This is a genomic window from Bradyrhizobium algeriense, assembly GCF_036924595.1.
GTDB lineage: Bacteria > Pseudomonadota > Alphaproteobacteria > Rhizobiales > Xanthobacteraceae > Bradyrhizobium > Bradyrhizobium algeriense.
Map to the genome: position 1 here is coordinate 5,761,361 of NZ_JAZHRV010000001.1, position 13,331 is coordinate 5,774,691.

Here is a 13,331-nt window from a genome sequence, read left to right on the forward strand (position 1 = left end):
GAGGATGAGTGCGCGCCCTACGCCGCCCGCACCTTGCCCAAGAATTCATCCACCGCGCTGCGCAGCATGCCGGACTGGGTGTCGAGCTCGCGGGCATTCGCCAGCACCTCGGAGGCCGCCTTGCCGGTCGCCGCCGCCGCCGTGGTGACACCGCCGATATGGGTGGATATCTCGTTCGATCCGGCCGCCACCGACTGAATGTTGCGGGCGATCTCGCGGGTGGCGCCGCCTTGCTGCTCGACGGCGGTCGAGATCGAAACCGTGATCTCGCTCATCTGCCCGATGGTTTCGGTAATGCCGCCGATCGAGGCCACGGCTTCGCTGGTGGAGGCCTGCATGGCCGCGACCTGCGAGGAGATTTCCTCGGTCGCCTTCGCGGTCTGGTTGGCAAGCGCCTTCACTTCCGACGCCACCACCGCAAAACCGCGGCCGGAATCGCCGGCGCGCGCCGCCTCGATGGTGGCATTGAGCGCGAGCAAATTGGTTTGCGCTGCGATCGAGTGGATCAGCTTGACCACTTCGCCGATCTTCTCGGCGCCGGTCGAGAGCGCGCCGACGGTGGCGTTGGTGCGCTCGGCGTCGCTGACCGCCTTGCTGGCGATCTCGCTGGAGCGCGCCACCTGACGGGAAATCTCGGTCACCGAGCTGGAGAGCTCTTCGGCGGCGGAGGCCACCGTGCCGACATTGTCGGACGAACGCTGCGACGCCGCGCCGACGGTCGCAGCCCGCGCGCTGGCGTCGCTGGCGGTAGCCGTCATGGACTGCGCGGTGGTCTGCATGCCGGCGGCCGCCGTCGACACCGAGCGGACGATGCCGGTCACGCTGCGTTCGAAGTCGCTGGCGATACTTTCCATCGCCGCCCGCCGCTCGGCCTCGGCGCGAGCCTGCACTTCGGCTTCCTTCTGTTCAAGCCCGCGGATACGCACCGCATTGTCCTTGAAGATCTGGACGGTCGCGGCCATCGCGCCGATCTCGTCGCCGCGGCCGGCGCCGGGAATTTCGCCGTCCAGCTTGCCGTCCGCCAGCTCCTGCATGCGGGCGCCGAGCTCGCCGAGCGGCTTACTGATGCTGCGGCCGATCATCCAGGCGATGCTGCCTGAAATCAGCGCGATGCCGAGAATGGCGAGCCCGAGCACCCAGGCGATCGGCTTCATCTTGGTGTCGAGATCGTCGAGATAGGCGCCGGTGCCGACGAACATGTTCCAGCCGGGCACCGCGACCGCGTAGGAAATCTTGCGGCTCAGTTCCTCCTTGCCGGGCTTCTTGAATTCGTACGTCAGGGTCACCTCCCCTTTCGCCGCGACGCCGTCGCGGAGCTCGCGCGCGAGCTTTCTGCCGTTGGTCTCGACATCGAGGCGGTTCTGACCGATCTGCTTGGGATCTGAGTTCAGGACCGTGATTCCATCCATCATATAGGCGAACACGTAGCCGGAGCCGTTGTCGAAAGTCAGCGTATTGCCTCGCTTGCTGAATTCGGCAATCGCCGCTTCTTTGGTCAGCTGGCCCGCCTCAACCTGCTTCTGCAGCCCGAGCGCCATGTTGCGCGCCATGTCGACGATCGCCCTGGTCTGATCAATCCGCGCGTTCAGCATCTCCCGCTGCATCAAATAACCCGCAAGCGCGCCGGCGGCGCAAAGGCCCAGCAGGGTCACGCCCACCAAAATACCGAGTTTGGGGGTGATCTTCAGGTTGGTCAGGTTCACGGGGGATCTCCGGGAAAAGGGCGCCAGGCGCGTTTTGGCGGATTGATTCGGCGCACCATATCGTGAGACCCTTTAGCGCTTTGTTACGCCACCTGCGTAAAAGTCCCGATGCGAAGATAATGCCTGCAAGGGCAACCGGGAATTGTGCGGAGAACCGGCCAGCTCGCGTAAAGGTCGCGTAACAGATCAGGGCGGCGACGCGATGCCACCGCCTTAAACCAACACCGAAAAGTCAAATCGGGAGAGCAGGAAATGCCGAAATACAGGGTGCTGACGCCGAAGGGCGCGAGCTTCACGGTCGCCGGCGGCGGCTACGATTATGAAAAGGAAGCGCTCGATCCGATCGGGGCCGAAATCATCGAGGCGCCGGCCAACGAGGCGGAATTCATCGCCGCCGCAAAGACCGCGGACGCGATCTACGCCAAGGGCATGCCGATCACCAAAGCCGTCATCGACGCGCTCGAAAACTGCAAGGTGATCACGCTCGGCAGCGTCGGCGTCGATTCAGTCGACGTCAAGGCCGCCACCGCCCGCGGCATTCCCGTCACCAACATCCCCGACACCTTCATCGAGGAGGTCGCCGACCACGCCATGATGCTGCTTCTCGCTGGGTTCCGCCGGCTGGTCGAGCAGGACAAGATGGTGCGTACCGGCCGCTGGTCGGAGGGCCGGCCGGCGCTTTTGAAGATCCCGCGGCTGATGGGCCAGACGCTCGGCTTCATCTCGTTCGGCCGGGTGGCGCGCGCGGTCGCCAAGCGCGCGGCGCCCTTTGGCCTGCGCATGATGGCCTACGATCCGTTCATCCAGGAAACGCTGATGTACGATCACGGCGTGATGCCGGCGACGCTGACAGAGGTGCTGTCGCAATCGGATTTCGTCTCGATGCATGCGCCGGCCCGGCCCGAGGTCCATCACATGCTCACCGAGAAGCATTTCCGCCAGATGAAAAAATCCGCCGTCTTCATCAATACGGGCCGCGGCGCCACGGTGGACGAGGAATCGCTGATCAAGGCGCTGCAGGAGGGGTGGATCGCGCATGCGGCGCTGGACGTGCTGGAAAAGGAGCCGCCGTCCCACAACAACCCGATGCTTTCGATGGAAAACGTTACCCTGACCGCGCATGTGGCGTCGGCATCGGCACGTTTTGACGAGGCGCGCAAGCGCCGCGTAGGCTACGAATTGTCACTGGTCCTGCAGGGGATGTGGCCGGTAAGCTGCGTCAATCCGTCGGTGCTGCAGAATACTGCGCTGCGGCGATGGCAGCCGGTCAGCATGGACCGCGGCCCGAACAGCTAGCATGATCGCGATCATGCCTAAATAAAACGACCGTTCACCGGCGGTTCAACGCCGGGAACCGAAACAGGGAGAGAACCATGAAGAACGAGATCACGCGTCGCGATGCGCTGGCGCTGGGCGTCTCGGCTGCCGCGCTGGCTGCGACCGGCGCCTCGGCCCAGACCGCCTCCGTCATCAAGGCTGCCGACGTTCCGGCCCCGAAGTGGGCAATCGAAAAGGGCGCGTCTCTGCGCATGTTGCGGCCGGTGCGTTTCGTGCAGGCCGACGAGGACGTGTTCCGCGCCAATGCGAAGGCCTTCACCGACAAGACCGGCGTCGAGGTCAAGGTCGACTTTGTCGGCTGGGAGGACATCAACCAGCAGACCGCGGTGACGTCGAACTCCGGCGCCGGCCCCGATGTGATTATCGGCTTCTCCGACGCGCCGCACATCTATATCGACAAGCTGGTCGAACTGACCGACGTCGCCGATTACCTCGGCAAGCGCTACGGCGGCTGGCTGCCGCTGGCGCAGAAATACGGCAAGCGCAACAAGAGCGACGCCTGGATCGGATTGCCGTTCGGCGCCACCGCCGGCCCGCTGATCTACCGCAAGTCGGTGTTGCAATCGATCGGGTATGACAAGATCCCGGAAGACAGTGCCGGATTTGTGGACCTCTGCCAGAAGCTGCACAAGGCCGGCAAGCCGGCCGGCTTCGCGCTGGGCAATGCCAGGGGTGATGGCAACGGCTTTGCCAACTGGGCGCTGTGGTCGCACAACGCTTCCCTGCTCGATGAAGAGGGTAACATCGTCATCAACAGCAAGGAGACTATCGAAGCGCTGAAGTGGGTCAAAGCACTGTACCCGACTTTCATCGCCGGCACGCCGTCGTGGAACGACGTCAGCAACAACCGCGCCTACTCCTCGCAGGAAATTTCGCTGACCGCCAACGGCGTCTCGCTGTACTTCTCGCTGAAGAACGATCCGGCGACCAAGGCGATCGCCGAGGACAGCGAGCATCAGTTGTTGCCGAAGGGCGTCGCCAAGGTCTCGCCGATGGCGGGCCTGACGCTGAACGCGATGCTGTTCAAGCACAGCCAGTATCCCAATGCCGCAAAGGCATTCCTGCAATTCATGCTGGAAAAGGAACAATACGAGCCTTGGCTCAACGCCAACTCCGGCTACTGGTCGCAGCCGCTTTCCGCCTATGCCGACGCTGCGGTCTGGTCCGGCGATCCCAAGGTCTCGATCTTCAAGAACACCATGCAGAGCACTTACTACGACGGCTACAAGGGGCCGATCTCGACCGCAACAGGTGCGGTCGGTGCCGACTACGTGCTGATACAAATGTGCGCAGCGGTTGCGACCGGCGCCTCGACGCCGGAGGCCGCGGCCGCAGAGGCGGAGCAACGCTGCAAGCGATATTTCCGGCGCCAGACCCGGTAAAGGGAGCGTCATTGCGAGGAGCGAAGCGACGAAGCAATCCACTCTTTCTTTTCATGGAGACATGGATTGGTTCGCTTCGCTCGCAATGACGTTCTGACGTAGCTCCCATCGGGATATTGTTGATGTCTGTAACGACTCTACCATCACAACGCGTGACGCATCGGCAACCCGGCTGGATCGTGCGCCTGTTCGACTACAAGCCGTTCCTGATCGTGATGTGCCTTGCGCCGGCGATCGGGCTGTTGACGGTGTTCCTCACCTACCCGCTCGGCCTCGGCGTCTGGCTCGCCTTCACCGACACCACGATCGGCCAGCGCGGCATCTTCATTGGCCTGGAGAATTTCCAGTATCTGTGGACCGATCCCTTGTGGTGGGGCGCGGTGTTCTACAGCGTGTTCTATACGGCGATCGCGACCTTCGGGAAATTCGCGCTCGGCTTCTGGCTGGCGCTGCTGCTCAACAACCACTTTCCGCTCAAGAGCCTGTTGCGCGCCATCGTGCTGCTGCCGTGGATCGTGCCGACGGTGCTGTCGGCGCTGGCGTTCTGGTGGATCTACGATCCGCAATTCTCGATCATCTCCTATCTGCTGGTGGATGTACTGCACATCCGAACCACCAATATCGATTTCCTCGGGACACCGTGGCCGGCGCGGTTTTCGCTGATCGCGGCGAATATCTGGCGCGGCATCCCCTTTGTCGCGATCTCGCTGCTGGCGGGCCTGCAGACCATCTCGCCCTCGCTCTATGAGGCGGCGATGCTGGACGGCGCCAGCGCCTGGCAGCGCTTCCGTTACATCACCTTCCCGATGATGATGCCGATCCTCGCGATCGTGATGACGTTCTCGATCATCTTCACCTTCACGGATTTCCAGCTCGTCTACGCCATCACCCGCGGCGGGCCGGTCAACTCCACGCATCTGCTCGCGACACTCGCGTTCCAGCGCGGCATTGCCGGCGGCGAGCTCGGCGAGGGTGCGGCGATCGCGGTGTCGATGATCCCGTTCCTGGTGTTCGCGACATTGTTCAGCTACTTCGGCCTCGCGCGCCGCAAATGGCAGCAGGGAGAAGCCAATGACTGACGCAGTCACCCAATCGACCAATGTCGCCAGCGCCACGCCGGACACCATGGCGTGGGATTCCCGCGCGCGGCGGGTGATGATGATCTACCTGCCGCTGTCGTGCTTCGTGCTGATCCTGCTGTTCCCGTTCTACTGGATGGCGATCACCTCGTTCAAGCCGAATGCCGAGCTTCTGAACTACAAGGAGCACAATCCGTTCTGGATCTCCTCGCCGACGCTCGCCCATATCAAGCATCTGCTGTTCAACACCGCCTATCCGACCTGGCTCAAAACCACGATGTTGGTGGCGATCGGCTCCACGTTCCTGTCGCTGTTCGCCTCGACGCTCGCTGCCTACGCGATCGAGCGCCTGCGCTTCCGCGGCAGCCCCTACGTGGGGCTCGGCATCTATCTCGCCTATCTGGTGCCGCCCTCGATCCTGTTTATTCCGCTGGCCACCGTGATCGTGCAGTTCGGCCTGTTCGATTCGCCGATGGCGCTGATCCTGGTGTATCCGACGTTCCTGGTGCCATTCTGCACCTGGCTCCTGATCGGCTATTTCAAGTCGATCCCGTATGAGCTGGAGGAATGCGCGCTGGTCGACGGCGCGACGCGCCTGCAGATCCTGCGGCGGATCACGCTGCCGCTCGCCGTGCCCGGCCTGATCTCGGCCGGCATCTTCTCCTTCACGCTGTCGTGGAACGAGTTCATCTACGCGCTGGCCTTCATCCAGAGCGGCGCCAACAAGACGGTGCCGGTCGCGATTCTGACCGAGCTCGTCACCGGTGACGTCTATCAGTGGGGCGCGCTGATGGCGGGCTCGCTGCTCGGATCGCTGCCGGTCGCGCTGTTTTATTCGCTGTTCGTGGATTACTACGTGTCGTCGCTGACCGGCGCGGTGAAGGAATAAGCGGTTCCTGCTATCTGGGGACGGTAAAAATTACTGGAATGTTGAAGCCTATCGAGCCCTGCGTAATTTCCGGCGGAAACGGCGGAAACGGCGAGGCTTGGCGAAGCATTGACATGGCCTGAGCGTCGAGCGCGGTGACACCAGATGATCCGGCAAGCCGGCCTCCAGCTACCTGCCCGCTGCGGCTGAGTGTGAAAGACAGTCTCGCTACGCCGGGCTGGCGGTTGGCCCCCGACGGGTACTGGTGGAAGCGCATCAGATGTGCACGGACGCGCTGATTATAGGTCGCGACCGCCAAGGCGGTTGCGCCCGCGCTGGCCGCGGAGGCGGCTTGTGCCTGACGTTCAACGCGCGGCGGCGCCGCAGTGCGCGGCGCAGGCGTCGAGTCGCTCGGCTTCTTCGCCTCGGGGCGGACGACTTTTGGTTTGACTGGCGTCGGCTTTGCTTCAGGGACGGGCTTGGCGGGCTCGGTCGCCGGCTTCAGTTCCACCTTCTGCTCGGGCGGCGCCACCACCTCCGGGTTCTCCTGCGGCGGAGTGGGCGCGATCTGCTCTTCGACCACCTCCTGCTGCTTGACCGGTTCGGGCGGCGAGGCGTCGGCCTGATCCATCAACTGATCCGGGGCGCGCTCCAGCGGCGTCGATTGCGGCGCCGCTGATACCGGCGCCATGTCCACCATGATCGCCGGCAGGGTGACTCCCGGCTCCGGCTGTGGCCGCATCCAGTTCATGCCGATCGCGATCAAGGCGGCATGGACAGCAAGGATCGCCACGGCCGACGCGCCCCAACGGCGCAATACGGCTTGGTCGGAAACATCATGAAGCGCGAAGGCGTTCACGGCACTAGCTTCTTCCGTCGAGGCCGACCAGCGCGATCTTGAGATAGCCGGCGTTGCGCAGGAGGTTCATCACCTCCATCAAATCGCCATAGCTGACGACCTTGTCGGCGCGCAAAAAAATGCGCTCGTTCTTGTCGCCCTTGGTGGCGGCGTCGAGAGTGGCGGTCAACGTATCGCGTGCGATCACGTCCTCGCCTACCGCTACCGACAGGTCCGGCTTCACGGTGACGAATACAGGCTTGTCGGGCCGTGGCGATGGCTCGACCGCGCTGGCGGGGAGATTGACGCCCAGATCGACAGTTGCGAGCGGGGCTGCGACCATAAAAATGATCAGGAGCACCAGCATCACGTCGATGAACGGCGTGACGTTGATCTCATGGGCCTCGACAAGATCGTCACTACCGCCGCGCGCCCGTCCGCCAACTACGTTACCCAGTTTGGCGCCCATCGGTTACACTCCTCGCTCACTCCGCGGCGCGCGCGAGCCGGAACGACCCGCGGTCGCCCTCGCGGCTGATCAGGAGCAGCACCATCGCCGAGGCATCGCCGAGCAGCGCGCGATGGGCTGCGATGGTGCGGGTGAGATGGTTGTAGATCACCACCGCCGGGATCGCCGCGACGAGGCCAAGCGCGGTCGCGAGCAACGCTTCCGCGATGCCGGGCGCGACCACGGCAAGGTTGGTGGTCTTGGCTTCGGAAATGCCGATGAACGAATTCATGATGCCCCAGACCGTGCCGAACAGGCCGACGAACGGCGCGGTGGCGCCGATGGTGGCGAGCACGCCGGTGCCGCGCGCGATCTGCCTGGACATTGCGGCCTCGACCCGCTCCAGCCGCAGCGCCACCCGTTCCTTGAGGCCGTCGTCGAAATGACCGCCGGAGAGGCTGGCCTCGCGCGCGGCTGATAGGATGATCTGCGCCACCGCATCATGGCCGTCGCGACTTTCCTGTTCGGCCTTTGCCAGCACCGTGTCGGTTTCCAGCATGCTCAGCCGCCGCCTTGCAGTCGCCGTCTTGCGGTGGATCTCGATGGTCTTGGCGAGCCAGACCGTCCACGTCACCAGCGAGGCGAAGGCCAGGCCCACCATGACCGCCTGCACCACCACGTCCGCATTCAGGAACATGTTCCACGGCGACAAATTGCGCGGCAGCAGCGCCATGTCGGGGGCAGCGAACGCCGCGCCCGGCAAAGCTGTCGCTCCGGCTGCGCCACACCAACGGATCATAACGTTCAGCATTGCTCGCTGCATGATCGTCTCCCGGGCTGACTTACGGATCGGTTACGCCGCGCGAGCGGACGCGATCTTTTCGCCAAGCGCATGAAAGCACTGCAACTGGTCGCCGCGCAGCGCCCGCGTCTCGTCGCGGCCGACGAACACCTTGAACATGATGCCGCCGTCCACATTGATGAAGGCGATGAACGCCGACGACTTGCCCATGAACGGCCGCTCGACGAAAGCGATTGCCGCGCAGCGCTCGTGACGGAAATGGCCGTGCAGGCCCTTTGGCTGCATCAGGTTGAAGTAGCCGCGGCCGATCTCGCCCGCCGGGATGCTCCCGGTGAATTCGAAGATCGCATCGTCGGTGTGGACGATCAGCGTCACCTCGCCCCATTGCGCGACGTCGTTCATCGCGGCGCCGAATTCGCTGCCGGGGCCGAAACGCACCATCGTCTCGGGCAGCGCCTCGAGCACGGCGCGCGGCGTGACCTTCCGCTCCCGCGCCACGTCCTCGATCACCGCGCCCGGATTCTCCGCCATATACGCCTTGAGGCCAGCAAGGTCCGTGCTCAGCATGGCACCCTCCCTTAGGCGGCGGCGCTGGATTTGCGCTCGCTCAGGATCACCTCGAACCCTTCGAATTTGGGATGGCCGAGGTAGAGGCTTTCGCCGGTCTTGTTGTCGGCGCGGGCGTGGGCGCGGCGGAACTCTTCCGATTTGGTCCAGGCTTCGAAAGCCGCCTTGTCGACCCAGACGGTATGCGACGAGTACAGCGTGTGATCGTCGGCGACAGGTCCCTTCAGCAGGTGAAATTCGACGAAGCCGGCCATGCTGCTGAGATAGGACTCGCGGGTGCGCCACACGGTCTCAAAGGCGGCTTCAGAGCCGATCTTCACCTGGAACCGGTTCATTGCGATAAACATTTAAAAGATCTCCTTGCTGGGTTGCTGGGGTGCGCCTGGCGTACCGTTTAAGTTGGTTGGAAACATGGAATGCACCGAAGCCGCGCTGGAGCATCAGCGCGGCCCGGTGCAACTTGATCGGTTTGTCAGCTCGTCGAACTAAACTCCACCAAAGTGAATCTTCAATCCGGCCTTGTAGACCCTGCCCGGTCCGGGGCTCGACCATAACACGTCGTTCTGCGTGGTGCCGTCGGTCGAACTGCCGGGGATGGCATAGGGCCGGTAGTACTGATTCAACAGATTGTCGATCGACGCCGAGAACACAATGTCCTTGGTCGCGTTCCAGGTCAGATACAAATTGACCAGCTCATAGCCGGTCGAGGGCAGATAGCCGACAGGCACGTCGTTGTTGGCGCCGAACGAGGACCATTGCGCGGCCAGGACCAGCCTGCGATCGAGCAGCCGCACGCCACCGGTCGTGGTGATCTTGCGCGGCGTGATGGTCGCGAGCCCGATATTGGTCGCGACGTTCTTGCCGCGGATCAGGTGCCCGGCAACGCCGACATACCATAGGCCGGCATCATACATCGTCTCGGCCTCGACGCCTTCGATCCGGGCCTGCGCGATGTTCTGGTACTGGAGGAACTGGTTGAACCTGCCAAACGGCGTAGAAACCGGGCCAAACGCAACCGCGTCGATGTAGTCGCTGACGTCGTTGCGGAACACGTTGAACTTGCCACGGAAGCTGTCATCGGCGGCAAAGATACCGTTATATTTCAGATTGACGCCGGCCTCCTTGTTCTTGCCGACCTCCGGCCGCAGGTTCGGATTGGGCAGGAAGCAGAACAGGCCGGTCGTGCCATCCGGGCAAGGCAAATTGATAGGACTGCCGCCGTTGGCGTGGGCGCCCGAAACCAGCGTCTCCGTAATCGAAGGCGCACGATAGCCCTCAGCATAGCTGACATAGGGCGTAAAGCCCGACACCGGCGTCACACCGATGGTGATCTTCGGCGAGAATCGGTCGCCGCCGCCACCGGTCGCCACCGTCGGCGAATGAAGCTCGTAGCGGTCGTAGCGGATTGCACTGACGGCCTCGAACCAAGTCGAATAGTTCTGCTTCAGCTGCGCGAAGCCGCCGGAAACGGTGCGCAGGCCGCTGGGCGTGGTGATGTTGGAGTTGCCACGGCTGTCAGATGTTCTCACGTCATCCTGGAAGGCGTCGACACCGAATGTAACCGCATTGCGCCAATCGCCGACGTTGAACCTCGTTGTATTGTAGACGTCGATTCCGAGCGTATCGAGCACATAGCCGCGCCTGTCGCCCACGCAGCCGGAGACGTTGTTGCCGAAGCCGCCGCCGCAATAGACCGAGGGCGTCGTGCTGATGTGGGCGGTCTTGATCTGGTCGTTCTCGGTGCGGTTGCCGTAGAGCGACAGATTCCAATCCCACAGATTGTCGCTCGGCTTGTTGTACTTCCAGGTGAGCGTGCCAGTGTAGTTCTTGGTATCGGACGCATAGACCGACGATCCCTGGAACAGGGCGCGCTGCGCCGCAGTCGCCACCGGCCCGCGGTTGGGCTGGCCGATGCTGTACTGGTAATCCTGGAAGACGCCGCCGAGTTTGATCTCATGTCCATCAGCGGGGCGAACGGTGACCTTCCCCAGACCGGCCGCGATCTCGTTGCCGGTATTGCCGATCTCGGTGCCGTTGCCATCCTTGTAATTGCCCTGGGTGCGATAGACCGCGCCGCCGAACACATCGACATTGGGATTGACGCGCACACCGCCGAAGATCGAGCCGAGACCGCGAGCGCTGTTGGTGCCGCCCGAGCCGGTCATGTCGACGCCCCAGCGCTCGCCAGGACGCACGACGTCGTCGATGTCCTTGGTGCGGAACGACACCACGCCGCCGATCGCGCCGGAGCCGTAGACGTTGGCGGTCGGGCCGCGCACCACGTCGACGCTGCCGACCAGTTCGGGATCGAGGAAGAACGAGCCGTTGGCGTTGTGGCCGGTGCGCTGGTAGTTCTGCCGCGCGCCGTCGACGACAACAGCGACGCGGCCGAAATCCTGCAGGCCGCGGATGTTGATGACGGTCGCGGGATCGTCGCCGCGCTCCTGGACCGACACGCCAGGTATTTGGTAGAGGATGCCGGACAGCCGGTTCGGCTGCAGGCCCTGGATCTGCTCGAGCGTCACAACGCTGACCGGCGCCAGCGCGTCGATGGCGCGCTCCTCGGTCTTCGAGGCCGCCACCGTGATCGCATCGAGCGACTGCACCGGCACGGCGCCGATCTGCGCCCGCGCGTTCATGCCCGGCGCCGGCGCCTGCGTATCCTGCTGCGGCTTGGCTTGCTGGCGCTTGGCCTGCTTCTGTTTCTTCTGCTCAGGAGAGCGCGTGACGGCCTCCGCTTCGAGCGCCTGCGTGAACGCTGCGCTCGACGACATCAATGCGAACGAAAATGCCGACGCGCCCAAAACCAAGGCGCGCGAATGCCTGACCCCGAAAGCCATACTGCCCCAACCTGTTGTTCTGTCTTTGGGTTTGGCTGGCGGGCGCCGCGGTGATGCGCGGCTGCTTGCTGGCTAACGATTTTCGCGACCGGGCACCCCCGCTCGTATCGCGTTGATCTTGGTTACGCCGCGTTGCGGAACCGGTCAATGACGGCACGGCGCACTTTATATCGATTGTAAAGTGCAGCAGTTGGATTGCGCGTCGATCAAATTATACAAGCAGCTAGTCGGGAACATTGGGACACCACAGCAATTATGGCGGCACCTTCAGGAGACAATGTCGGAGGCGCCGGAAAACATGCCGAAAATCCGCCGTCTGCGAGACGCCTTCTCACCATGAACGGCAGCCGGATCGACAGCCGCGAGCTGTTCGCGACCGAGCGCGAAATCATCATCGCGCACGGCGAGGACAATTATCGCCTGCGGCTGACGTCGCAGAACAAGCTGATCCTGACCAAGTGAACCAGGTGAACCGGCAATGACATTATGTCGCATGCTCGCACTGTCGGCCGCCGCGGGCTGCTTCCTGCTCGGCAACGTCGCGCTCGCCGCAGGCATTACGGTGCATGATGCCCGTAACCGCGACGTCACGATCTCAGATCCCGTGCGGATCGTCTCGATCGGCGGCGCGATCACCGAAATCCTCTACGCGCTGGGCTTCGAGGACCGCCTCGCCGGCGTGGACTCCACCAGCTTCTATCCACCCGCGGCGCTGCGCGACAAACCGAATGTCGGCTACATGCGGCAGCTTTCGGCCGAGGGCGTGCTCGGGCTCAATCCCTCGCTGGTGCTCGCGGTACAGGGGTCCGGGCCGAAGGAAACCATGGACGTGCTGGAGGCGGCCAACGTGCCGCTGGTGCTGGTGCCCGAAACCTTTTCGGAAGCAGGCCTGATCGACAAGATCAAGCTGGTCGGCCACGCGATGGGCGCGGACAAGCGGGCCGAATGCCTGACGGAAGTCGTCACCGGCGATCTGGCGCAACTGCGCGAGCTGCGCGCCAAGGTGACCAAGCCGGTGCGCGTGATGTTCGTGATGTCACTGCTGAACGGCCGGGCGATGGCCGCGGGCCAGAAGACCGCCGCCAACGAAATCATCGCGATGGCCGGCGCCGTCAACGCGATCGATGGCTATGACGGCTACAAGATCATCAATGACGAGGCGATCGTGGCTGCAAAGCCCGACGTGGTACTGTCGATCCAGCGCGGCAAGGACTCGGTGGACGCCGAAGCCGTATACGTCCATCCGGCCTTTGCGCTGACCCCCGTCGCGGCCAACAAGAGCTTCATCTCCATGGAAGGCCTCTACCTGCTCGGCTTCGGGCCGCGCACGGCGGCGGCCGCACGCGATCTCTCGATCAAGCTGTATCCGGCGCTGGCGCCGCAGGCTGAGAAATTCAAGCCGGCGGCACTCTCCGCAAACTGCCGGCAGTGACGGCGCTATCCGACAGCACGGAACGGGCGAAGCG

14 protein-coding genes are annotated in these 13,331 nt (G+C 63.6%); 7 read left to right on the plus strand and 7 right to left on the minus strand.

Annotation, left to right across the window (positions count from 1 at the left end; translation table 11 throughout):
• Positions 1 to 17 precede the first annotated feature (17 nt).
• Positions 18 to 1,703: a methyl-accepting chemotaxis protein gene (locus V1286_RS27745; RefSeq protein WP_334485005.1), complete on the minus strand. Its 1,686-nt coding sequence runs from the start codon at positions 1,701 to 1,703 to the stop codon at positions 18 to 20.
• Positions 1,704 to 1,955: 252 nt separating this feature from the next.
• On the opposite strand from V1286_RS27745, the gene V1286_RS27750 reads away from it, so the two are divergent.
• The 4 genes from V1286_RS27750 to V1286_RS27765 all read left to right on the plus strand — a co-directional run bounded on the left by V1286_RS27750 (position 1,956) and on the right by V1286_RS27765 (position 6,391).
• Positions 1,956 to 2,999, plus strand: coding sequence for a C-terminal binding protein (locus tag V1286_RS27750; RefSeq protein WP_334485007.1), 1,044 nt, complete (start codon positions 1,956 to 1,958; stop codon positions 2,997 to 2,999).
• Positions 3,000 to 3,076: 77 nt separating this feature from the next.
• Positions 3,077 to 4,423, plus strand: a complete 1,347-nt coding sequence (locus V1286_RS27755) for an ABC transporter substrate-binding protein (protein ID WP_334485009.1) — start codon at positions 3,077 to 3,079, stop codon at positions 4,421 to 4,423.
• Between the two features lie 122 nt (positions 4,424 to 4,545).
• Positions 4,546 to 5,502, plus strand: coding sequence for a carbohydrate ABC transporter permease (locus tag V1286_RS27760; protein WP_334485011.1), 957 nt, complete (start codon positions 4,546 to 4,548; stop codon positions 5,500 to 5,502).
• Between the two features lie 46 nt (positions 5,503 to 5,548).
• The gene (locus tag V1286_RS27765; protein WP_417021284.1) at positions 5,549 to 6,391 is read left to right on the plus strand and encodes a carbohydrate ABC transporter permease; all 843 of its coding nucleotides are present in this window, start codon (positions 5,549 to 5,551) and stop codon (positions 6,389 to 6,391) included.
• 10 nt (positions 6,392 to 6,401) lie between these two features.
• On the opposite strand, the gene V1286_RS27770 is transcribed toward V1286_RS27765, so the two are convergent.
• The 6 genes from V1286_RS27770 to V1286_RS27795 all read right to left on the minus strand — a co-directional run bounded on the left by V1286_RS27770 (position 6,402) and on the right by V1286_RS27795 (position 11,799).
• On the minus strand, positions 6,402 to 7,229 hold the full coding sequence (locus V1286_RS27770; protein ID WP_334485015.1) for an energy transducer TonB: 828 nt from the start codon (positions 7,227 to 7,229) through the stop codon (positions 6,402 to 6,404).
• Between the two features lie 4 nt (positions 7,230 to 7,233).
• Complete coding sequence (exbD, locus tag V1286_RS27775; RefSeq protein WP_334485017.1) at positions 7,234 to 7,677, minus strand: TonB system transport protein ExbD; 444 nt, start codon at positions 7,675 to 7,677, stop codon at positions 7,234 to 7,236.
• Between the two features lie 16 nt (positions 7,678 to 7,693).
• Positions 7,694 to 8,479 (minus strand): tonB-system energizer ExbB, encoded by a 786-nt coding sequence (gene exbB / locus V1286_RS27780; RefSeq protein ID WP_417021189.1) that lies wholly within the window; start codon positions 8,477 to 8,479, stop codon positions 7,694 to 7,696.
• Positions 8,480 to 8,509: 30 nt separating this feature from the next.
• Positions 8,510 to 9,025, minus strand: a complete 516-nt coding sequence (gene hutX / locus V1286_RS27785; protein ID WP_334485019.1) for a heme utilization cystosolic carrier protein HutX — start codon at positions 9,023 to 9,025, stop codon at positions 8,510 to 8,512.
• A gap of 11 nt (positions 9,026 to 9,036) precedes the next feature.
• Positions 9,037 to 9,372 carry an antibiotic biosynthesis monooxygenase family protein gene (locus tag V1286_RS27790; protein WP_214487710.1) on the minus strand — a complete coding sequence of 112 codons (336 nt, stop codon included), beginning with the start codon at positions 9,370 to 9,372 and terminating at the stop codon, positions 9,037 to 9,039.
• Positions 9,373 to 9,510: 138 nt separating this feature from the next.
• On the minus strand, positions 9,511 to 11,799 hold the full coding sequence (locus tag V1286_RS27795; protein ID WP_334485022.1) for a TonB-dependent hemoglobin/transferrin/lactoferrin family receptor: 2,289 nt from the start codon (positions 11,797 to 11,799) through the stop codon (positions 9,511 to 9,513).
• Between V1286_RS27795 and V1286_RS27800 the strand changes: the two genes are divergently transcribed.
• The 3 genes from V1286_RS27800 (at position 11,777) to V1286_RS27810 (ending at position 13,297) form a co-directional block, all read left to right on the plus strand.
• Complete coding sequence (locus tag V1286_RS27800) at positions 11,777 to 11,941, plus strand: hypothetical protein (protein ID WP_334485023.1); 165 nt, start codon at positions 11,777 to 11,779, stop codon at positions 11,939 to 11,941. The two genes, V1286_RS27795 and V1286_RS27800, sit on opposite strands and share 23 nt — an antisense overlap.
• A gap of 179 nt (positions 11,942 to 12,120) precedes the next feature.
• A complete protein-coding gene (locus V1286_RS27805; protein ID WP_244608552.1) occupies positions 12,121 to 12,327 on the plus strand; it encodes a hemin uptake protein HemP in 207 nt (68 codons plus the stop codon).
• 16 nt (positions 12,328 to 12,343) lie between these two features.
• A complete protein-coding gene (locus tag V1286_RS27810) occupies positions 12,344 to 13,297 on the plus strand; it encodes a heme/hemin ABC transporter substrate-binding protein (RefSeq protein WP_334485026.1) in 954 nt (317 codons plus the stop codon).
• Positions 13,298 to 13,331: the final 34 nt, after the last annotated feature.